Below are 19452 nucleotides of genomic sequence, written 5' to 3' on the forward strand. Positions count from 1 at the left end.
CCCCATGCGCGCGCTCTCGGCCCTCGCGGCCCTGCCGGTCTTGCTCGTCCTCGCTCGTTGCGGCTCCGACGACGGAGGTGGGGGGAGCAAGCCGAAGCCGGACGCAGGCGCCGACGCCACGATCGACGCAGCTGACGACGCCGGCGACGCCGACGCCGGGGACTCCGGGCCGACCTTGCCGGACGCGTTCAGCCGCTACTGCACCGGCAAGTCGTGGCGGGACACGTTCGCGCCCGCGACCGTCGGCATGTCGTCGGGGGAGTACCTGGGCGTGTTGAACGTCGACTTCGGGGAGGGCGTACAGGAGGCGACCAAGATCGTTCCGGAGCATCCCTTCGCGGCCAGGAGCATCAAGGTCGGGTTCGGCAAGGGCACCGGCAAGGCGCGCTTGCGCCTGATGCGCACCTTCGGGCGGAGCTACCCAGCTTCGTTCGCACAGTCGGACTGGCCCGACTACTCGGAGCCCATCGATCTGGTGCCACCCATCGAGGTCGAGGTGACCACCGCGAGCAAGGACGCCTGGCTGGACGTCCCGATCCCGGAGACGCTGCTCTTGCCGACCGAGCACTACATGTTGGTGTACGAGCACCTCGGCATCGAGCCACGCCTGGCAGTGGAGAAGGTCGCGCCCGGCGACGTGGGGCGGTCGCTGGTGTTCGACCCGTCGAAGCCCGGCTCCCCTCCCACGGGCTTCGACGGCAACTACCGGCTGCGCCTGGACGGCGATCACTTCTGCCAGTGGTCGGACGCGGAGCGCTGGTTCGAGCGAAAGGACCAGGTCTTCGGCGACACCATCGCCAGCTGGGCGGCCTGGGCGGATCTCGATGGGGACGGCCACGACGATGCCGTCTTCACCAGCAGCAAAGGCCCGCTCGCCTTCAAGGGCGACGGCAAGGGCGCGTTCAGCCCGTGGAGCGGCGCCTTCTCACCCGACACGCCCAACGCGAATTTCTTCGTGTTCGGCGATCTGGACAACGACGGCGATCTGGACGCGTTCGGCTCGCAATACGTGCAGACCGACGCCGACGGCGACGGGGTGGGGGTGGACCAGGACTGCAATGACGCCGACCCTGCCGTGAAGCCCGGCGCCGCCGAGACCACCAACGGCTACGACGACGACTGCGACGGCAAGGCGGACGACGGCACCGACACGTCGGACGCCGACGGCGACGGCGTGAGCATCGCCGCCGGCGACTGCGACGACACCCGGGCCGAGACCAAGCCGGGTGCGCCGGAAGTCCCGGACTCACGCGACAATGACTGCGACGGCAAGACCGACGAGGACTTCTTCCCGAAGCTGCTCTCGAACGACGGAACCGGGAAGCTCGTCTGGAGCCCGAGCGCGGACGTGGAGCACCTCGGGCCTTCGAGCGCGGCGGCCCTGGGCGACGGCAACGGAGACGGCCTCTTGGACCTCTATGCCGGCTACTGGCTGATCCACTATCCGGACGCGCCCACGGTACCGAGCCGCTACTACGAGGGGCAGGCCGGCGTGAAGATGCTGGACGCGGCCAGCAAGGCGGCAATCTCGCAGGATCCCTGGCGCCCGGTGTACGGCGTGCTCTGGACCGACTGGAACGACGACGCGCTGCTCGACGTGTACGTGTCGAACTACCAGCTCAGCGCGAACCTGCTCTGGAAGAACCTGGGAGGCGGCAAGTTCCTGGAGTCTGCGGCGGCGGTCAACGCCGCGGCAGACGACGTGCCGATGTTCAACTTCAGCGGCGGGCACAGCTTCGGCAGCGACGCCGGCGACATCGACAACGACGGCGACATGGACCTCTATGTGCCCAACATCTCGCACCCGCGCGTGCAGCCGGGCAGTGATCCGAGCATGCTGCTGGTGAACGGTGGGGCGCCGAGCTTCGTGTTCGAGAACAAGCGCCGCGAGCTCGGGCTGATCTACGACGAGGGCGACGTGGAGGCGTCCTTCGCCGACTACGACAACGACGGCGACCTGGATTTGCTGGTGATTTCCACCTACCCGGGCCACTACCCGCGGCTCTACCGGAACGACCTCCCGAAGGGCTTCACCGACGTGACCTACGAGGCCCACGCGCACCTGCACCAGGCGCAGACGGGGCTCTGGTCGGACGTGGACGAGGACGGCGACCTCGACCTCTTGCTGCTCTCGCCGGGTCCCGGCCCGCGCATGCTGCTGCTCCGCAACAAGGGCACGCCGGGCCACCACTTCCTGGAGCTCGACCTGCGCGGCACGACCTCGAACCGCTCCGCCATCGGCGCTCGGGTCTACGTCACCTCCGGCGGCGTCACGCGCATGCGCGAGGTGCAGTCGCAGTCGCGCCACCCGGGCTCGCGCTGGGTGCACGTGGGCCTGGGCACCAGCGCGAGCATCGACAAGCTCGAGGTGCGCTGGCCGAACGGCGTGAAGGAGACCATCACGGGCGCGAGCGCCGACAAACGCTGGCGGGTGGTCGAGGGCAGCGGACAGGCGGTCCTGCCCTGACCGCATCGTCGCGTCCGTCTCGGCCCTGGGTCGTCGCGGGTCGCGTCTCCTGGCTGATCTTCCTGCGCTGGCTCTGGCTGGTGGCGGCGGCCGTGGTGTTCCTGGCGCTCGCGGGGGCGGTGCTGGCGGACTCGACGGCTTGGCTCGACTCGCCGCTGATCAGTCTGGCGGAGCGCACGCGCGGCGCTCGACTCACCTCCGTCATGGCGGCGCTCACCTGGCTCGGCAATGGACCCACGCTGGCCGGCGTGGCGCTCGTCGCGGCGCTCGCGCTGCTCGGGCTCGGGCAGCGCGTGCCAGCGCTGTACGTCGCGGTCGCGTCGGCGGGGGCCGGCGCGCTCAACTCGCTGCTCAAGCTGGCGTTCTCGCGCCCGCGCCCGGTGACCTTGGCACACCTCGCGCAGGCCGGCGGCTTCAGCTTTCCGAGCGGGCATGCCATGGCGAGCGCGTCCATCTACGGCGCGATCGCGGTGGTGGCCGTGCTGCGCTTCCCCGAGCGGCGCTGGTGGGTAATCGGCGCGTGCGCCCTCGTAGTGCTCGCGATCGGCGCGTCGCGGGTCTACTTGGGCGTGCACTATCCGAGCGACGTGATCGCCGGTTGGGCCCTCGGTGCCTCCTGGCCGCTGTGGCTCCAGCCGCTGCTCCTGGCGCGGAGCTCGATTGGGGCGCGTCCGCCGGCGTGATACACGGGCCGCATGATCGTCGGCGTCCCCAAGGAAGTGAAGGCCCACGAATACCGCGTCGCGCTGCTGCCCGTGGGGGTGGAGGAGATGCGCCGCTCCGGGCACGGCGTGCTCATCGAGCGCGGCGCGGGCCTCGGCAGCGGCATCTCGGACGCCGACTACGAGCAGAACGGCGCCACGCTGGTGGACAAGCGCGAGGAGATCTGGCGCGAGGCGGACCTGATCGTGAAGGTCAAGGAGCCCCAGGCCGACGAGATCCCGCTGATGCGCGAGGGTCAAGTCGTGTTCACCTATTTCCACTTCGCGGCGGACGAGGCGCTGACCCGCGGCTGTCTCGCCTCCGGCGCGTCGTCGGTGGCCTACGAGACGCTGCGCGACGAGCTGGGCCGGCTGCCGCTCTTGACCCCGATGAGCGAGGTCGCCGGGCGCATGAGCATTCAGGAGGGCGCCAAGTACCTGGAGCGCCCGCAGGAGGGCAGGGGCATTCTGCTCGGCGGGGTCCCCGGGGTGGAGCCCGCTCACGTGGCCGTCTTGGGCGGCGGCATCGTGGGCACGAACGCGGCCAAGGTCGCCGCCGGCTTCGGCGCCAGCGTCGCCATCCTGGACGTGAACATGGATCGGCTGCGCTACCTGGACGACATCATGCCCAAGAACGTGACCACGCTGTTCAGCGACCGGCACACGATCCGCGAGCAGATCCAGCGCGCGGATCTGGTGGTGGGCGCCGTCTTGATCGAAGGCGCGCGCGCGCCGCGCCTGATCGAGAAGCGAGACCTGGCCTCGATGAAGAACGGCGCGGTGATCGTGGACGTGGCCGTGGATCAGGGGGGCTGCGTCGAGACCACGCGGCCGACCACTCACGGCCAGCCCACCTACATCGTGGACGGCGTGATCCACTACTGCGTGGCCAACATGCCGGGGGCGGTGGGGCGCACCAGCACCTATGCCCTCTGCAACGTGACCTTGCCCTACGCGCTGAAGATCGCCCGCTGGGGCCTGAGGGAGGCCTGCAAGCTCGACCCACGCATCGTGAGCGCCGTGAACCAACACGCCGGCAAGGTCACCAACAGAGCCGTCGCGGGGACCTTCGGCCTGGACTACTCGCCGTTCACACCGTGAGCTTGTCGCCCGGATCCGGGCTGTGCACGTTGGCGAAGCCCTTCTCGCCCAGCATGTCGGAGAGCACGCGCATCGGCACCGGATCGCCGTGGACCAAGACCACGCGCTCCAGCTCGCCGCGCGTGCGCGCCTCCTGCGCGTAGTCCATCAAGTCGCGCTGGTCGGCGTGGGCGGAGAAGCCGTTCAGGACGTGGACCTCGGCGTGCACTGGCGTCATGGTGCCGAAGATCTTCACCTGCGAGCGGCGCTCGACCAGCCGGCGCCCCAGCGTGTGCGGTGCCTGGTAGCCGACGATGAGCACGGCGTTCTTGCTGTCGCTGACCCCGGCCTTCAGGTGGTGGAGGATGCGGCCGGCCTCGCACATGCCGCTGGCGCTGATGACGATGCAGGGCCGGTTCGAGGCGTTCAGGGCCTTGCTGTCCTCGACGTCCGAGATGTAGTGCAGGTCGTCGAAGTCGAAGGGGGAGTGCCGGCCCTCCAACAGCTCCAGCGCCTCTTCGTCCAGGCACTCGGGGTGCAGCTTGAACACGTCGGTGATCTTCACCGCCAAGGGCGAGTCCACGTACACCGGAATGGGTGGCAGGCGCCCCGCCTCGCGCAGGCCCTTGAGGGCGTAGACGATCTCCTGCGCGCGCTCCAGGGCGAAGGACGGGATGATCACCTTGCCGCCGCGGTCGTAGACCTTCTTGATGATGCCGGCGAGCTCGTCGTCCATCTGCTCGATGGGCTTGTGCAGCCGGTCGCCGTAGGTGCTCTCGGTGATCAGCACGTGGGCGTGCTCGGGGACCTCCGGGTCGCGCAGGATGGGCATGCGCCGCCGGCCCAGATCCCCGGTGAACACCAGACGCCGCTGTTTGCCGTCCTCCTCGACGTCGAGCACGGTGATGGCGCTGCCCAGCACGTGCCCGGCGTCGTAGAAGCTGAGCCGGACGCCGTCGGCGATGGGCAGCTTGCGCCGGTAGGGCAGGGTCACCATGCGGGCGAGCACCTCGAGCACGTCGCGCTCGTCGTAGAGCGGCTCGACCCGCTCCATGTCGCTCTCGCCCTTGTCGATCAGCTTGTTGATGAACTTCGCGTCGCTGGCCTGGATCATCGCCGCGTCGGTCAGCATGGCGGCGCACAGGTCGCGGGTGGCGTTGGTGGCGTAGATCGGGCCGTCGAAGCCGTGCTTGACGAGCGCGGGCAAGGCGCCGGAGTGATCGATGTGCGCGTGGCTCAGGACCACGGCGTCCACCTTGGTCGGATCCAGGCCCAGATCCCGGTTCCTCTCGATGGTCTCGCGGCGCTGTCCCTGCCAGAGGCCACAGTCGAGCAGGATGGTCGCATGCTTGGTGCGGATCAGATGCTTCGAACCTGTGACCGTCTTGGCCGCGCCGACGAACTCGATCTCCATGAAGGGCAACGCTAGTCGGCGTTTGCAGCGCCGACCAGTATGGACTTGAGCTGGGCGAAGTTGGTCGGGTTGCCGAGGTCGTAGGTCGTCAAGTTGTAGACGGCGACGGGGCGGTTTTCTTCGTCCAGGACCACCACGTCGCGGTACTCGACGGCCCACGACTTCCAGACGTCCGTGGCCAGCGTGTCCTGCAGCCAGGGCAGCGTGCGCCCGGCCGTCATGCTGGCGTTGCCCGACTCGAGCCCGTTGCCGTTCACGCCCAAGATCTGGATCTGCTTCTTGGTGCTGACGCTCCCGAGCTCCTTCTGCATCGTGTCCAGGTAGCCAAACTGGCTACTGCAGTAGCCTCACGTCGAGTGTCCGAAGTACCAGGCGGACACCTGCCCCAGATAATCCCGAGGTGAGACCAACTTCTTGTAGCTCGCCGACGCCGGGTTCTCGTCCACCAGGTGGAAGTCGGGCACGACAGCCGCTGGCGCGTCGCTGCCGTCAGCGGCGTCCTCGATCACGTCGCTCGAGGCGTCCGCGAGCGCCCCCGCCGAGCCCGCCAGGCCGTCGCTCGCCGCGTCGCTCGAGCCGCCGCCGCTCGAGGTCGTGCCGCCGCCCGCGGGGCTTCCTCCGCTCGAAGCGTCCGGTCCGCCCGCCTTACTGGCGACACCGCCGGTGTTCTCGCCGCCGCTGCCCGAGCCTTGCCCGATGAGCAGCTCGTCGTGGCCGCAGGCGGCGCCGAGGCTCGCGACGAGCGCGAGCGAACCGAGACCGATGAAGAGAGATCGCAGGTTGGACATGAATCAATCCGGTCCAAAGTCGACGCAGCCGTCTCCGTCGCCACCGGCGCCGTTCGGCTGGCAGGCGGAGCCCTGCGGCTCGATGCAGGCGATGGCGGGGCAAGCGACGCCCTCCATGCACATCTTCTGGCCGAATTCGGTCTTCAGCTCGGCGAGCCTCTTGAGCGCGTCGGTGTTGGCCGGGTTCACGTAGGTGCTGCACGGGCAGGCGAGCTCGGTGTCCACGAGCTGGGTACACTGCAGCGAGTTGATCAGCGAGTTGCAGCCCTTGGCCTGGGCCAGATACGCGCTGTACTGCTGCTCGAGCTCGGTGCAGCTGAGCCCGCCCATGCCGCCGGAGCCGCCGCTGCTGGTGCCGCCGGAGCCGCCGCTGCCTCCGCTCCCACCGGAGCCGCCGCTGCCTCCGCTGCCGCTCTCCTCGGACTTGCCGCCGCACGCGACGGCGAGCGCGCAGGCCAAGGCGAGGTAGAGCCCGTGCCGAAGCGTCATGGCCGAAGCATACTCCGCGAGCGGCGAGGCCGCTTCGCATTCGTTGCGCGCCGGGTCGCGAACGCGGCGCCGAGGCCGAGCGCGAGCCATGTCGCGGAGGGTCCCGGGCTGGCGGCGCCGAGGGCGCACGCCGCGCAGCCAGCGTCCGCGGGAGCCGGCAGAGGCGCAGGTGCCGGCGCGGGCTCGGGCTCGGGCTCGAGCGGGGGAGCGGACACGGGTTCGGGTGCCGGCTCGGGTTCGGGCGCGGGCACGGGTTCGGGTGCAGCCTCGGGTGCGGGTGCCGCGGCGGCACTGCCGCTCGCGAGCGTCGTCCCGGGAGTCGAGCCGTCGCCGAGCTTGGTCATCCAGTCCCTGACCTGCTCCGCGAGCTGTGTGCCGCCGCACAAGTGGGCGAAGAGCGGCGCCTCCGCGTCCGACGGATCCAGGCGCGCGAAGACCAGGAACCTCTTCCCGCGCTGGAACGAGGCGCCTTTCATGCCGCCCCCTCGGGCCTTCACGCTCTTCGGGACCTCCCCTTTGTAGACTCGCTCCACGCTGAGCCCGTACACGCTGTGGTCCTTCTCGCTCGCCACCGTCGCGACGAACACCACGTCGGCGTTGGCGCTCGACGGACCGAGCTCTGGCTCGATGCAGCTCGTGGCGTGGGCGGCGCGCAGATCGAGCGCGAGCAAGAGCGCGAGCACGAGGACGACGCGGACGGCGACCATCACTGGTTCGCGGCGAGGTCGCTGCACTTGCCGGCGCTGCCGCTGCCGGAGGTGGTGCACTCCGCTGCCTTGGGCTCGAAGCAGGCAATCTCCGGACATGCCTTCGTGCAGCCCTTCGCTTGCCAAGCCTTCATCGCGGCGTCGAGCGCAGCCAGGGCGATCTGCGCGTTGGCGTTCACGAAGGTCTCGCAGCCGCACGCGACGTCCTTGGCCACTTTCTTGGAGCACGGCGCGGTGGAGCCCTTGTTGCAGAGCTTCGCGTCCGCGAGCGCCTTTTGGTAGGCCAGGTCGATGTCCTTACAGGTCGAGCTCGTGGCGCCGCCGGTGCCAGGGAGGCCGCCCGTGCCGGGCACGCCGCCGGTGCCCGGCGCGCCGCCGGTGCCAGGCGCGCCGCCGGTGCCAGGGAGGCCGCCCGTGCCGGGCACGCCGCCGGTGCCCGGCGCGCCACCGGTGCCGGGTGTACCGCCAGTGTTGGTGGAGCCACCCGTGTTGGTCGAGCCGCCCGAGCTCGCGCCGGCCGCCCCAGCTGCTCCACCGCTGCCACCCGTGAGCCCCGAGTCATCGCTGCTCCCGCAGGCGACGGACGCGAGGCATGCCCCCAGAAGTAGCAAAGCCCGTGAAGCCATGATTCCGAAGTATAGCGCGGCGCTTCGCGCTGTCTTTTCGCGGTTTTTTCTGGTTGATCGCGGGGGCCCCTGTGGTAAACACCGCGGGCCTTACCGCTCCGGGGCGGTAGTTAAGTTGGTTATAACGCCGGCCTGTCACGCCGGAGGCCGCGGGTTCGAGTCCCGTCCGCCCCGCTCAAATCCTGCCTCAGTGTTGCCTCCGCTCCTCTCGCTTTGCGGAGCGCTTCGGTGCAGCGCAGGTGACCTTGACGGTCTGGGGGTTGTAGACGCCGGCGGTCGCGAGCTCGACCAGGCCGTTGGCGAAGGACGTCTCCGTCTCGATCTCCGACCAGCCCTCGGGGCAGATGCGCTCCATGTCGTAGGGGCCGCTGGCCTCGGAGGTGCCGCCGACGAAGCCGGAGTGCCAGCGCTCGTCGACCTCCATCGGAGTCGTGCCGGCGGGCAGGCCCGAGCGCACCGTGGTCGAGTAACAGCCCGTCGCCGCGAGGGCGAGGGCGGTGACGAGCATCAGCTTCAGGGTGGTCATCACTTCACCTCCGAGCGCGCCGTGAGGCGGGGGGAGTCACTGCAGGTCACGTACACCTTGCGGGGCGTGTAGATGCCCAGGGTCACGATGCCCAGGGTGGTGGTGCCGGCGTTGCCGCCGGTGCGGACCGCCGCGACCTCGCCGCTGCAGTAGCGCTGCGCGTCGATCTCGGCCTCGCCGACCGTGCCGAAGACATAGTGGTGGTTCCACTCTTCGTGCGTCGGCTCGCGCTTGGCGGCCTCCGGCTCGGCGACGAAGGTCGCCTTGTAGCAGCCGGTGCTGGAGAGCGCGGCGATGAGCAGCGCCGCTGTCTTGACGATGGTGTTCACGATTCGATCCTCCCGGTCCGCTCTCGAGGTCGGACACGACCACGACCCATTCAAGCGGCGTGCCGAAGGGCCGCTCCTCTGATTGCGCGGACTTGGCGCGTTCTGTCCGCTGTCCGCCCTCGGACAGCTGTCCGCGCTGCGGACGCGCTGGCGGACGGCACGGCTTCTGCGCTCGACTCGGGCCCGCGTGCGAGCTCGCAGCGATCAACGACAGCAGAGCGTCGTCTTGCCCGACGTCTGTACGCTGCCGGTGGGCGTGCCGCCGATTGCGGTGCAGGAGCCGTTCGGCGTCTTGTCGCTGGCCGGCACCCGCTTCAGCGACCAGGTCGCGCCGCCGCTCAGGTTGTAGCTCTTGCAGCTCGTGGTGGTGAAGGTGGGGAAGGGACCAAAGTCCACGCAGCCTGCCTGGGTCATGAGCTGGAACGTGTCGGTCGCGCAGGTCAGCCCGAGGCTGAGGCAGGTGCAGTTGCCGCAGGCGCGCTGATCCGTGCCGCCGGTGTAGATGGTCTGCGGCGACGGCCAATCGCTGGGACACGGCGTGGTCCCGGCGTCGAGCACGCACGACCTCGGCCCGGCGGCGTCGTCCTTGGGAACGCACACCTGCCCGGCAGCGCAGCCTCCGGCCGGGAGCGGGCAAGTGTCGGCGACGGACTGCCAAGAATCCGGGTTCGTGAGCGACGATGTCGACGCGGGGCAGGCGGCGCCCGCGGCAGAGGTCGGCCCGAGCACGCACGAGATCGCCCCGTTCCCGGGCGCACCGAAGTTGGAGCAGGTCGAGACGTTGATGGCGCTCAGCGAGTTGCAGCTCGCGTCGCCGATGGAGCACGAGATGGGCGTGCTGCCGCACGTTCCAATGGGCGAGCCGCAAGTGCAGGGCGTGCAAGAAGCCGCGCCGGCGGGGCCGGAGAGGTAGCGCGTCGCGCTGCTGCCGTCCGCGCAGGCGATGGGCTTGCCCGTGCCGCCGGACCACGGCGCGGTGGTGGTGAGCACGGCGGTCCAGCCGCTCGGCACCGACACGCAGGTGAACGCCGGGACGCAGTCCGAGTCGGCGCAGTCGATCTCGCCGTCTTGGTCGTCGTCGACGCCGTTCTGGCAGCTCTCGATGCCGGTATTGGCGCCGCTGCCGCCGCTGCCGCCCACGGAGCCGCCGGCGCCGCCGGCGCTGCTGCCGCCGCTTCCGCCCTTGCCGCCGCCGCTGGCGATGATGCCCGCCGTGCCGCCGGTTGCGACGGGATCGGCGATGGTCATGCAGGCAGAGACGCTGACCAGGGCCACGAGCGCGCCGGCGAGCGAAGCAGCAATCGCGCGGCGCGAGCTCATGACGCGCCCAGCATACTCCGGTTGCGTCGTCGGTGCTCGCTCAGTCCCTCGACTTGGCACTATGCTCGTCCGCACCATGTCGAGCTTCGAGGATGTCATTCCGAGCCCCGCCGAGGTGGACGCGGTGCTGCCGGTAGTTGCCGGCCGCTCCGACCACGTGGTCGCCATCCTGGTGACCGGTCGCGGTGTCGAGCGCACGAGCTGGAGCGACGAGGTCGAGGTCAGCGAGGACGATTTCGAGCGGCTGCTCACCGAGAAGGCGCCGGCCCCGGACGTGAACGATCTGAACGGCGCGAAGTTCCGCACGCTCGAGCCGGCGTCGCGCAGCGCGACGACCCAGCGCTGCAGCGAGTGCCAGTTCCGGCCCGAGAACAACCGCTGCCTGCGCTGTGGCGGCACGGGGCGCGTGACGGCGCACGGCGACGAGAGCGCGCCTTGCTCGGCGTGCACCAACGGCATCGCGCATCCGTGCTCCGTGTGCAAGGGGACGCGTCGCTCGGTGCGCGTGAAGCTCCTGTTCGGCGAGGATCGCCTGCGCCACTTCGCGCACATCTTCCTGCCCGAGCTGCCTTTCGGCCTGCGCGAGCCGCTGACGCGCTTCTTCAAGGCGCGCAGCAGCGTGCCCGACGTCCTCAGCATCGATCTGCGCGACGACTTCGCCGGTGCGGATGCGTACCGAGGCCGCCGCTCGAAGGCGGAGGTGCGGGGGCACCGCGCCGACGCGGCGCTCGGGCTCGCCAAGAACTACGTCGAGCGGGTCAAGCGCCTGCCGACCTTCGTGGCCGTCGAAGCTGCCGCCTTCGCTTGGCCCGTGGTGCTGCGGGGCGAGGACGAGTCCGCCTGCGCCGCCGTCAAGGACGAGCTCGGGGTCACGCACCGTTTGCCGTAGCGTCCGCCGGGGCCTTGGCGAATCGTTCGACCGCCGCGGCGCCGAGCGCTAAGCTCTTGGCTCGATGGGCTGCTTCGTGCGGGTCGCGCTGTGTCTGCCGCTAGTGGTCGGCTGCACGGCTTTCGACGGCGCCGAGGAGTTGCTCGACTCCGACGCGGGCGGGGACGCCCAGCTCGGCGGTAGCGGCGGATCCTTGGGCGACGGCGGCTGGGTCGGCGGCAGCGGTGGCACGAGCGCGGGTGGCACGAGCGCGGGCGGCACGAGCGCGGGCGGCACCAGCGCGGGCGGCACGAGCGCGGGCGGCACCAGCGCGGGTGGCACGAGCGCGGGTGGCACGAGCGCGGGTGGCACGAGCGCGGGTGGCACGAGCGCGGGTGGCACGAGCGCGGGCGGCACGAGCGCGGGCGGTGGCAGCGGCGGCGGCGCGTCGTGCCAAGGCCCGGCGGACTGCGCCGACGGCAACCCCTGCACCAACGAGAGCTGTACCGGCGGCCAGTGTGTGAAGACCTTCGTTGGGTCCGGAACGGCGTGCGGGAACAACACGGTGTGCGACGGCGCCGAGACCTGCGACGGCAGCGGCAACTGCCAGCCCGGAACTCCGCCTCAGGTCAACGACAACAACGCCTGCACGGTCGATTCTTGCGATCCCGTCACGGGCGTGAAGCACACGCCGGTGAGTGTCACCGACAACGACGCCTGCACCACGGACTCCTGCAACCCGACCACGGGCGCCATCTCGCACACGCCGGTGAACATCGACGACGGCAACTCGTGCACGACCGACTCCTGCGATCCGGTGACCGGGGTCAAGCACACCCCGAAGACCAGCTTCAGTCAGTGCGGCTCGAGCTGCCCCGCCGGGTATCACGTGTCGGCGCTCGGGACGAGCTGCTCCTGCGGAAGTTGCAGCTCGTCTCAGGCCACCTGCGCGCCGGACTGTGGGAACAGCTTCAGCAAGTGCGGCTCGGGGTGCCCGAGCGGGTACCACGTGTCGTCGGTGGGGACGAGCTGCTCGTGCGGGACGTGCAGCTCGACGCAGGTGACCTGCGCCGTGGACAGCGGCAATAGCTTCACCACCTGCGGCTCGAGCTGCCCGAGCGGGTACCACGTGTCGTCGGTGGGGACGAGCTGCTCGTGCGGGACGTGCAGCTCGACTCAGGTGAGCTGCGGCGTGAACAGCGGCAACAGCTTCACCGTGTGCGGCTCGAGCTGTCCCGCCGGCTACCACGTGCAGTCGTCGGGCACGAGCTGCTCCTGCGGCACCTGCAGCTCGACGCAGGTCAGCTGCGTGAAGAACTAGCTCGGCGCCGCGGCCGTGGCGCCGATGCCGATGGCGCGTCGCACCTTCGCACAGCGTGCCGAGACCGAGAACGGGATCAGGTCGCGGATGCGATCGGCGGCGCTGAGCCCGCCGACCACACGGCCGTCCACCGCGAGCATGCGCGCCGCGGCGGTGATGTCCCCGCACACCAGCAGGCCGGCGCGGCACGAGGCCAACTCGATGGCGCGGATCCAAGGCTTCAAGTCGAGGCGGCCGTCGCGGGCCTGCAGCGCTTCGACCACCCGCTCGAGCTCCGCGCGCCGCGCCGGATCGATGCGGGTGTGGAGCGCGTCGCGGAGCTGCACCACGTCCGAGGGCAAGCTCGACGGCAGGACCTGGGCCACGGCGGCGACCAGCACCGAGCGCAGCTCCGGCAGGGTTGGGAAGAAGGTGACCAGGCGACCGGTCAGGTGCTGGCAGGCCACCTCGCGCCCGATGGCGAAGGCCAGCTCGGGCACCGAGCGACCGGTGAGCATCGACTTGCCGAGCAAGAGCGCCGGCTCCGGCAGCGGGAGGTGTGCGATGCCGCCCGGGAGCTCCTCGGGCTTGGTGTAGACGTCCGGCAGCGGGATGCCCAGGACGGCGCACACCCAGGCGACCGTGCGCACGGCGGTGAGCGTGGTCTTCTCCGGGTCGTGCCGCTCGGCACGGGTCAGATCCGGCAGGCGGCGCGCCGCGCGCAGCTGCTCGATGCGCAAGCTCGTGGCTGCCGGAGCGACCGCGTGCACTATGCGCGAGACGACCTCGTCGTGCTCGGGGGCGTAGAGCTCCGCCCAGCTGGCAGGGTCGAACGCGGCGCGCGGACGCGGCGTCGTCTCCGGGGCGAAGCGACGGTAGACCTCTTGCTCGTCCACGTCGGCCTCGCCCAGGTGCACCAGGACGGCGCAGGCGCAGTAGCCCCGGTCCACGTCACCCAGGCGGGTGCACACTCGATACAGGTCGCGAAACGTCTCCGCCCGCGCCGGGCCCCACTCCGCGGCGTTCTCCAGGCAGCGCGCGGCGAGCTCGATCTCGTTGGTCTGCTCGAGCAAGGTGGCCAGGCGCGCCCGGGCCGTCACGTTGGACGGCGAGAGCACCACCAGTTGATCCAGCGCGACGATGGCGCCGCGCACGTCGTAGAGCCTCTCCGCGCGCAGCGTGGCCAGCCGGTCGAGCATGCCGGTCGCGGCGTCCTTCTCGCCGCGCTCGATCAGGCGATCGAGCTGCCGGACGTAGGCGCGCTCGATCCCGGAGAAATCGTCGTTCTTGAGCAGCACCGCCTCAATCGCCTCGAACGCCCCGGGGGCGGCGGGATCGTCGGCGATGGCAGCCTCGTAGAGCGCGACCGCCCGCGGCACGTCGTTGGTGCGACGGGCGCACATGCCCGCGGCCGCAGTCAGCGATCGGGCGCGATCGCGCGGGTTGTCGATGGTCTCCGAGAGCGCGACCTTGGCATCCACCGCCTCGCGCCAGCGCCCGGCTGCCTCCAGCGTGGCCTGCTTGCGCTCGAGCAGGCGCGGGTCGCGGGGGCGGAGCTCCAGGGCCTGCTCCAGCGCCTCGACCGTCGCGGTCAGCGAGTCGTCGGCGATGCTCGAGAGTAGATCCGCGCGCTCGGCGTCGGTCTCGGCGCAGCGGAGCAGGCGCCGGCGCAGCGCGGCCGCCGTCGCCGCGTCGTGCGAGCTGCGCGCCAGCTCGATGCGCTGCCGGAGGCCCGCCTGGTGATCGGGGAAGATGGCCAGCGCGCGATCGAGGAGCGCCGACGCGGCGGCGGTGGAGCCCCGGGCCGCCTCGATGTTGGCCAAGCACACCAGCACCTCTGCGCGGCGCGGCCCGTGCTCCCAGGCGAGCAGCGAGTCCGCCAGGGAGTAGGCGCGGTACGCACGCTCCCAGTCACCGCGATCGAAGTGCTGCGCGCCTTCCACGATGGCACCCTCCACCGCCGGGTCCTCCACGGGCTCGATGCGCCGCGCGCGCTTGGCGAGCCCGAGCTCCTCCCAGTCTCGCGCCTCGCAGCGTCCGGTGCCGGCTCGCGCGAGCACGACGAAGCCGCCGTCACCCGGCTCGTGCGCGCCGAGCGCCTCCGCGAGCGAGCGCGTCAGCGGATCGACGGCGGGCAGGGACACCAGCGAGACGTCGCCGGCGTCGAGCGTTTCGCGAAGCCACGCCGCCGGGCTCGTCTTGTAGACCGGCGGATCGAGCACGAGGACGATACGCATAGGGAGATTCATACCAGCCCGGCCGAGGCTCGTCGCCAGCGTTGACTCGGCGAGCGCTCCCGCAGATCATCGGCGGATGCTGGGGAAATACCGCTCGCGGCCGCATGGCATCACCACCTGCGTCCTCTTGCCGCTCGTCCTTGCCGTCGCCTGCTCCGGAGCCGACTCCGCGCCGACCGGTCCCGAGCCCGTGAGCGAGAGCGCGGACGCGATCGGGGTCGCCATCGCGAATGGCTGCATGGTCTTCTGGGACAAGATCAACTACGACACGCCGCTCAACAACGACGCGGGCGAGCTGATCGAGCTCCGCGTCGTGAAGAACGCTGGCTCGACCGCCACCACGCTCGGTCAGTGCGGGCTGGCGGCGCTGGTGCTGCTCAACGGCGACAACTGCCAACCCTACGCGACGATCAACCTCACCGCGGTCCAGATCCCGAACGACGGCTTCGTGCAAATCTGCGACACCGCGTGGAACTCGGCGTGCGACCTGGACCGGCCGCAGAACTGGCTGCAGAACGACAACGAGGCGCTCTTGTTCGTCGGCCCGGGTCTGACGCCGCTCCTGCACGCGAGCTGGGAGAACGTCGGCAACACCAAGATCTGCCTGCCGGCGGACGCCGGGACGTTGCCGTCGATCGTGGTCCCGACGGAGAACAACACCGCGCCCGATCAGATCTCGGTCTGGTGCAGCGGCGGCTTCCAGGTGCGCCCGGCGGCGACTGCCGGTCTGGGCATGGCGTACACCTGCGGCGCGGACGCCGGCGCGGACGCGGCCACGGACGCTGCCAGCGACGGTGCCGGCGGCACTGGTGGAGCCGGAGACGCGGCGGTGGGTGGCAGCGGCGGCACGGCGACGGGCGGCAGCGGCGGCTCGGCGACGGGCGGCAGCGGCAGCACGGCGACGGGCGGCAGCGGCGGCACGGCGACAGGTGGCAGCGGCGGCACGGCGACGGGTGGCAGCGGCGGCACCGGCGGCAGCGCAGGCGCCGCAACCAGCGGCACCGGCGGCGGCGCGACAGGCGGGGCTGCGGGAGCGGCGACCGGCGGCAGCGCAGGCGCCGCGACCGGCGGCGCTGCGGGTGCGGCGACGGGAGGCAGCGCAGGCGCAGCAACCGGCGGAGCCGCAGGCACAGCCAGCGGAGGCGGCGGCGCCGGCGGCACCGGCGGCAGCGGCACCGGCGGCAGCGGAACCGGCGGCAGCGGAACTGGCGGCAAGGCGGACGCCGGGCCAGGCAGCGGCAGTGACTCGGACGACGACGGCGGCTGCGGCTGTCGCGTGCCGGGCGGGTCGAGCGCGCCGAGCGGGAACCTGCTCGCGCTCCTGGGGGCCGCGCTCTTCTTCGCGCGCCGGCGTCGTTGAGCGTTGGCGGACGACGACTCGCTCGAGCGGTCCACGGTGCCGGCGGCGCTGATCGCGGGCGTCGCCGGCTCGGCGGCTGCGTTCGGCTTGGATGCCGGCGCTTTGTTCCGGAGCGCTCGAATCCAGCCCGCCGAGTTGGCGGATCCGGCCGCGCGCGTGCCGCTCAGCCGCTACGTCGATCTCTGGGACGCCATCGCGCGGGACGACCGGGCCGTGCGCTTCGCGGTCTCGCTGGGCAGCGCGGTTCACATCGCCGCGCTCGGCGTGGTCGGCTACGCCATGCAACACGCTGCCAGCATCCGCGAAGCTTACGCCTGCTTCTCCCGCTTCAGCCGGCTGGTGAACGACCGCATTGCGCCGGAGATCGAGGAGCGCTCGGACGCGGTGGTGTTCCAACGCAGGCTGCCCGAGCGCGTCGTCCGGAACCCGGCCATGTGCATCGCCGGACCGCTCACGACCATACCCATCATCCGGGAGCTCGCGGGGCTCGCAGCCAGCCGGCCCATCGCCATCGACGTCGCGCTCCCCTCGGCGCCGCCGGCCGAGGTCGCGCTGGTGGAGCGAGCCTACGGCTGCCCGGTGCGGTTCCGGGCGGACAAGGCGGTGCTGCGCCTGCACCGGGAGGTGTTCGACCTCCCGGTGCGAAGCCACGACGCAGCGCTCTTCCAGTACCTGTCGCGCCACGCCGAGGAGCTCGGGCGAGCCGTGCCGGACTCCCAGCGCGTGCCGGATCGGGTGCGGGTGTTCCTCCTCGAGCGCCTCGGCGCGGAGGTGCCGACCGCGCAGCAGGTCGCGAAGGCGCTCGCGTCGAGCGAGCGCACGCTGCATCGGCGCTTGTCCGAGGAGGGCACGAGCTTCGTCGCGCTCCTGGACGAGTGTCGTGAGCTCTTGGCACGGCGATACCTGGGAGATCCGTCGCTCACGCTGGACGAGATCGCGTTCTTGTTGGGCTACTCCGAGGCCAGCACGTTCCAGCGGGCGTTCCGGCGCTGGACCGGCGTGGCGCCCGGCGCGTTTCGCCGCTCACTTGCGGCCTCGCGAAAGTAGGCGACGCCGAGCGGCGCCAGCGCGATCAGCCAGAGAACGCCAGCGGCGGGATAGGTGAAGCGGAGCGCGAGCTCCAGACCAGCGACCTGCGCGAGCGGGAAACCGACGCCGGCAGCTACCAGGCACGCAGCCACGCCACGCGGCATGGTGCGACCGGCGAACGCGCCGACGCCGAGCAAGATCGAAGTCAGCGGGAACAGGGGCCCGAGCAGCGCCACGGACAAGAACTCCCAGCCAGGGTTCGAGTAGGTGGCAGCGAAGACCCCGTCAGCGGCGCCGTTGCTTCGGAAGGCGTGCTCGGCAACGCGTAGGAACTCCAGCGCCACTCCGACCGTCGCCCCGAACAGTCCGGTGACGCTGGTCAGCGCGCCGAGCCGTGGGTGGCTTCGGCCGACGCGTCGGGAGAGCTCCAGGTAGATCGGGACGAAGCAGGCGATGCCGAGGGAGCCGAAGATGCCCTCGACCCAGCTCGACACGCCCGGCGGGATGAGCCCGATCCCGAGCGCGAAGCTGGTGGTGGAAGCACAGAGCAGCGCGGGCCCGGCGACGAAGGCAGCGCCGAGCAAGGTCTTCTGGAACGAGGTGATTTCGTGGCTGTTCATCGGTGTCTCTCCTGTGCGTTCAGCCTAGGCCTCGGCTGCGACAGGCGGCATGGCCGGAACCGCCAGAGTCCTGGCAGCTTCGGCCAGATGCGGACCCGGGCGTCACTCGCTGAACAGCACGGCGTAGTTGTCGCGGCGGAACTCGCGGGCGAGGCTCGCGACCGAGCGCACGTAGTGCTCGGGTCGCTCGGTGAAGAACCCGCCGTGGTCGAGCTCGAAGATGAAGTTCACCGCGTCTCCGCGGCGGGCCGCGGCGAGCGCCTTGGGGTAGCGGCGCAAGAGCATCTCCACGTAGTCGAGGGCGCCGTGCTCGGGTGCCTCGTAGCTGCGGAAGCGGGCGCGGATGCGGCGCGCGCCGTCGTCGGCCTCCTCCCAGGTCCACCAGTTGGCGGTCCCGCCGTCGGGGGCCCGGCCCTTCAGCCCCGCGTAGTTGTAGTCCACCATCCAGCGGCCGCGTCCGGTCTCGAGCGCCCACTGGCCCCAGAGCACGCTGATCACCTCCTCGGTCGCGCGCTCGCCGGTCAGGTGTTCCCAGGCCTGGGCGAGGTAGCGGGTGGCGTCGTTGGGCGACATCGGGGTCGGGCGGCGCGGACGATCGATGCGCTTCGGCTTGGGCGGCTTCGGCGCGCGGGCGACTCGCGGAGTGGGCGCGGGAGCTACGGCCGCTGGTAGCGGCGGTGCTGCCACGACCACGGGCTCGGGCTCGGGCGCAGCGGGAGGCGGCTCCGGAGCAGGAGCGGGCGGCGGGGCCGGAGCAGGTGGGGGACGGGGAGGCGCGGGAGCGGGCGCGGGCGGTGCAGCGGCGATCGGCTCTGGCTCGGGCGCCGGCACGGCGGCGGGGGTGGGCGCGGGCGCCGGAGGGGGGAGCGGAGCTGCAACGGCCACCGGTCTGGGCTCCGGCGGGGGCTCGGGAGCTGGGGCCTTGGCGACGACGGGCTCCTCGGCGGGTCGCTCGATGGCCGCCGGCAGCGTCTCTTCGAGGAGCTGTGGCGGGCGGCGCGGTGCGGGCTGCTTCGGGACGCTGAACGCGGCCGCGACGACCGTCGCCTTTGGGATGGGCTCGGCCTTTGGCGCGGGCGGCGGCGGTGCGGGCGGTGGAGGTGGCGGGGGCGCCGGCTTGCGCGCGACCACCAGCGGCTTCGGCGGCTCCGGCCTCGGCGCAGGCGGCGGTGGGGGCACGAGCTCCGGCTCGGGCGCTGGGGGGGCAGAGCGCACGACCAGGATCAGGGCGTCCCGCGTGTCGCTCGGGAGCCGCATCCCGCGGCGTAGCTTGAGCTTCTTCGCTGGCGTGGGCTGCTCGGACGTCGCGACGGCGTCGGGCCCGAGCAGCGCGTGCACCCACGAGCGTTCGGCCTTCCCGCCCTTGGGTTTCTCCGGTTCGGCGTTGCAGGCGTGCGCGATGAGGCCCGCGCTCACCGCGCACACGCCGAGGCTCGGACCGGCGTCGGCCAACCGTGAGCGCACGCGCGCCCAGAAACCCGGGCGTCGGGAGGGAGCGGGCCAGCGTACCGAGCGGACGTGCACGAGCGTGGGCCATTCAACCTTGCCGGGGCCCGGACGGCCAACTCACCGGCGCCGCGTGCTAGGTGTC

18 protein-coding genes, 1 tRNA gene and 1 pseudogene are annotated in these 19452 nt (G+C 71.3%); 8 read left to right on the forward strand and 12 right to left on the reverse strand.

Annotated elements, in window-relative coordinates; translation table 11 throughout:
• The first annotated feature begins 4 nt into the window (after positions 1-4).
• The 3 genes from HS104_09825 to ald all read left to right on the forward strand — a co-directional run bounded on the left by HS104_09825 (position 5) and on the right by ald (position 4269).
• On the forward strand, positions 5-2467 hold the full coding sequence (locus HS104_09825; GenBank protein MBE7480267.1) for a VCBS repeat-containing protein: 2463 nt from the start codon (positions 5-7) through the stop codon (positions 2465-2467).
• A gap of 80 nt (positions 2468-2547) precedes the next feature.
• Positions 2548-3150: a phosphatase PAP2 family protein gene (locus HS104_09830; protein ID MBE7480268.1), complete on the forward strand. Its 603-nt coding sequence runs from the start codon at positions 2548-2550 to the stop codon at positions 3148-3150.
• A 12-nt stretch (positions 3151-3162) separates the two neighbouring features.
• Positions 3163-4269, forward strand: coding sequence for an alanine dehydrogenase (gene ald, locus HS104_09835; protein ID MBE7480269.1), 1107 nt, complete (start codon positions 3163-3165; stop codon positions 4267-4269).
• Here the strand turns inward: ald and HS104_09840 are convergent.
• From HS104_09840 to HS104_09865, 6 genes are read right to left on the reverse strand one after another with little or no spacing between them, the layout of a single operon-like run.
• On the reverse strand, positions 4259-5662 hold the full coding sequence (locus HS104_09840; protein MBE7480270.1) for an MBL fold metallo-hydrolase: 1404 nt from the start codon (positions 5660-5662) through the stop codon (positions 4259-4261). The genes ald and HS104_09840 overlap by 11 nt on opposite strands.
• An 11-nt stretch (positions 5663-5673) precedes the next feature.
• A complete protein-coding gene (locus HS104_09845) occupies positions 5674-5973 on the reverse strand; it encodes a hypothetical protein (protein MBE7480271.1) in 300 nt (99 codons plus the stop codon).
• Between the two features lie 36 nt (positions 5974-6009).
• Complete coding sequence (locus HS104_09850) at positions 6010-6450, reverse strand: hypothetical protein (GenBank protein MBE7480272.1); 441 nt, start codon at positions 6448-6450, stop codon at positions 6010-6012.
• Positions 6451-6453: 3 nt separating this feature from the next.
• Positions 6454-6939, reverse strand: coding sequence for a hypothetical protein (locus tag HS104_09855; GenBank protein ID MBE7480273.1), 486 nt, complete (start codon positions 6937-6939; stop codon positions 6454-6456).
• The gene (locus tag HS104_09860) at positions 6936-7646 is read right to left on the reverse strand and encodes a hypothetical protein (GenBank protein ID MBE7480274.1); all 711 of its coding nucleotides are present in this window, start codon (positions 7644-7646) and stop codon (positions 6936-6938) included. The genes HS104_09855 and HS104_09860 overlap by 4 nt, the downstream gene beginning before the upstream one ends.
• On the reverse strand, positions 7646-8272 hold the full coding sequence (locus HS104_09865) for a hypothetical protein (GenBank protein MBE7480275.1): 627 nt from the start codon (positions 8270-8272) through the stop codon (positions 7646-7648). Before HS104_09865 ends, HS104_09860 begins: the two co-directional genes overlap by 1 nt.
• Before the next feature lie 100 nt (positions 8273-8372).
• On the opposite strand from HS104_09865, the gene HS104_09870 reads away from it, so the two are divergent.
• Positions 8373-8446: transfer RNA gene (locus HS104_09870), tRNA-Asp, on the forward strand.
• Between the two features lie 13 nt (positions 8447-8459).
• Here HS104_09870 and HS104_09875 read toward each other — a convergent pair.
• The 3 genes from HS104_09875 to HS104_09885 form a co-directional block, all read right to left on the reverse strand.
• Positions 8460-8798: a hypothetical protein gene (locus HS104_09875; GenBank protein ID MBE7480276.1), complete on the reverse strand. Its 339-nt coding sequence runs from the start codon at positions 8796-8798 to the stop codon at positions 8460-8462.
• Complete coding sequence (locus HS104_09880) at positions 8798-9127, reverse strand: lipoprotein bor (GenBank protein ID MBE7480277.1); 330 nt, start codon at positions 9125-9127, stop codon at positions 8798-8800. The genes HS104_09875 and HS104_09880 overlap by 1 nt, the downstream gene beginning before the upstream one ends.
• Positions 9128-9331: 204 nt before the next feature.
• Complete coding sequence (locus HS104_09885) at positions 9332-10447, reverse strand: hypothetical protein (GenBank protein MBE7480278.1); 1116 nt, start codon at positions 10445-10447, stop codon at positions 9332-9334.
• A 76-nt stretch (positions 10448-10523) separates the two neighbouring features.
• Here HS104_09885 and HS104_09890 point away from each other — a divergent pair, with 76 nt between their 5' ends.
• The gene (locus tag HS104_09890; protein ID MBE7480279.1) at positions 10524-11336 is read left to right on the forward strand and encodes a hypothetical protein; all 813 of its coding nucleotides are present in this window, start codon (positions 10524-10526) and stop codon (positions 11334-11336) included.
• Positions 11337-11493: 157 nt separating this feature from the next.
• A pseudogene (locus tag HS104_09895) lies at positions 11494-11766 on the forward strand (hypothetical protein).
• A gap of 866 nt (positions 11767-12632) precedes the next feature.
• Here the strand turns inward: HS104_09895 and HS104_09900 are convergent.
• Entirely contained in the window at positions 12633-14852 is a 2220-nt protein-coding gene (locus HS104_09900) for a hypothetical protein (GenBank protein MBE7480280.1), read from the reverse strand.
• 76 nt (positions 14853-14928) lie between these two features.
• Here HS104_09900 and HS104_09905 point away from each other — a divergent pair, with 76 nt between their 5' ends.
• Positions 14929-16212, forward strand: a complete 1284-nt coding sequence (locus HS104_09905) for an MYXO-CTERM sorting domain-containing protein (protein MBE7480281.1) — start codon at positions 14929-14931, stop codon at positions 16210-16212.
• Positions 16213-16215: 3 nt separating this feature from the next.
• Positions 16216-17259: an AraC family transcriptional regulator ligand-binding domain-containing protein gene (locus HS104_09910; protein ID MBE7480282.1), complete on the forward strand. Its 1044-nt coding sequence runs from the start codon at positions 16216-16218 to the stop codon at positions 17257-17259.
• On the opposite strand, the gene HS104_09915 is transcribed toward HS104_09910, so the two are convergent.
• Both HS104_09915 and HS104_09920 read right to left on the reverse strand, forming a co-directional pair.
• Positions 17163-17861, reverse strand: a complete 699-nt coding sequence (locus HS104_09915) for a hypothetical protein (GenBank protein ID MBE7480283.1) — start codon at positions 17859-17861, stop codon at positions 17163-17165. The two genes, HS104_09910 and HS104_09915, sit on opposite strands and share 97 nt — an antisense overlap.
• A 102-nt stretch (positions 17862-17963) precedes the next feature.
• Positions 17964-19325, reverse strand: a complete 1362-nt coding sequence (locus HS104_09920) for a glucosaminidase domain-containing protein (GenBank protein MBE7480284.1) — start codon at positions 19323-19325, stop codon at positions 17964-17966.
• Positions 19326-19452: the final 127 nt, after the last annotated feature.

This window comes from Polyangiaceae bacterium (assembly GCA_015075635.1).
Taxonomy (GTDB): Bacteria; Myxococcota_A; Polyangia; order Polyangiales; family Polyangiaceae; genus JADJKB01.

Excerpts from the sequence above, each read along its gene's own strand:
- HS104_09825 (MBE7480267.1), top strand. The coding sequence starts at position 5 with ATGCGCGCGCTCTCGGCCCTCGCGGCCCTGCCGGTCTTGCTCGTCCTC.
- ald (MBE7480269.1), top strand. The coding sequence starts at position 3,163 with ATGATCGTCGGCGTCCCCAAGGAAGTGAAGGCCCACGAATACCGCGTC.
- HS104_09840 (MBE7480270.1), bottom strand. The coding sequence starts at position 5,662 with ATGGAGATCGAGTTCGTCGGCGCGGCCAAGACGGTCACAGGTTCGAAG.
- HS104_09845 (MBE7480271.1), bottom strand. The coding sequence starts at position 5,973 with ATGCAGAAGGAGCTCGGGAGCGTCAGCACCAAGAAGCAGATCCAGATC.
- HS104_09850 (MBE7480272.1), bottom strand. The coding sequence starts at position 6,450 with ATGTCCAACCTGCGATCTCTCTTCATCGGTCTCGGTTCGCTCGCGCTC.
- HS104_09855 (MBE7480273.1), bottom strand. The coding sequence starts at position 6,939 with ATGACGCTTCGGCACGGGCTCTACCTCGCCTTGGCCTGCGCGCTCGCC.
- HS104_09860 (MBE7480274.1), bottom strand. The coding sequence starts at position 7,646 with ATGGTCGCCGTCCGCGTCGTCCTCGTGCTCGCGCTCTTGCTCGCGCTC.
- HS104_09865 (MBE7480275.1), bottom strand. The coding sequence starts at position 8,272 with ATGGCTTCACGGGCTTTGCTACTTCTGGGGGCATGCCTCGCGTCCGTC.
- HS104_09875 (MBE7480276.1), bottom strand. The coding sequence starts at position 8,798 with ATGACCACCCTGAAGCTGATGCTCGTCACCGCCCTCGCCCTCGCGGCG.
- HS104_09885 (MBE7480278.1), bottom strand. The coding sequence starts at position 10,447 with ATGAGCTCGCGCCGCGCGATTGCTGCTTCGCTCGCCGGCGCGCTCGTG.
- HS104_09890 (MBE7480279.1), top strand. The coding sequence starts at position 10,524 with ATGTCGAGCTTCGAGGATGTCATTCCGAGCCCCGCCGAGGTGGACGCG.
- HS104_09900 (MBE7480280.1), bottom strand. The coding sequence starts at position 14,852 with ATGCGTATCGTCCTCGTGCTCGATCCGCCGGTCTACAAGACGAGCCCG.
- HS104_09905 (MBE7480281.1), top strand. The coding sequence starts at position 14,929 with ATGCTGGGGAAATACCGCTCGCGGCCGCATGGCATCACCACCTGCGTC.
- HS104_09915 (MBE7480283.1), bottom strand. The coding sequence starts at position 17,861 with ATGAACAGCCACGAAATCACCTCGTTCCAGAAGACCTTGCTCGGCGCT.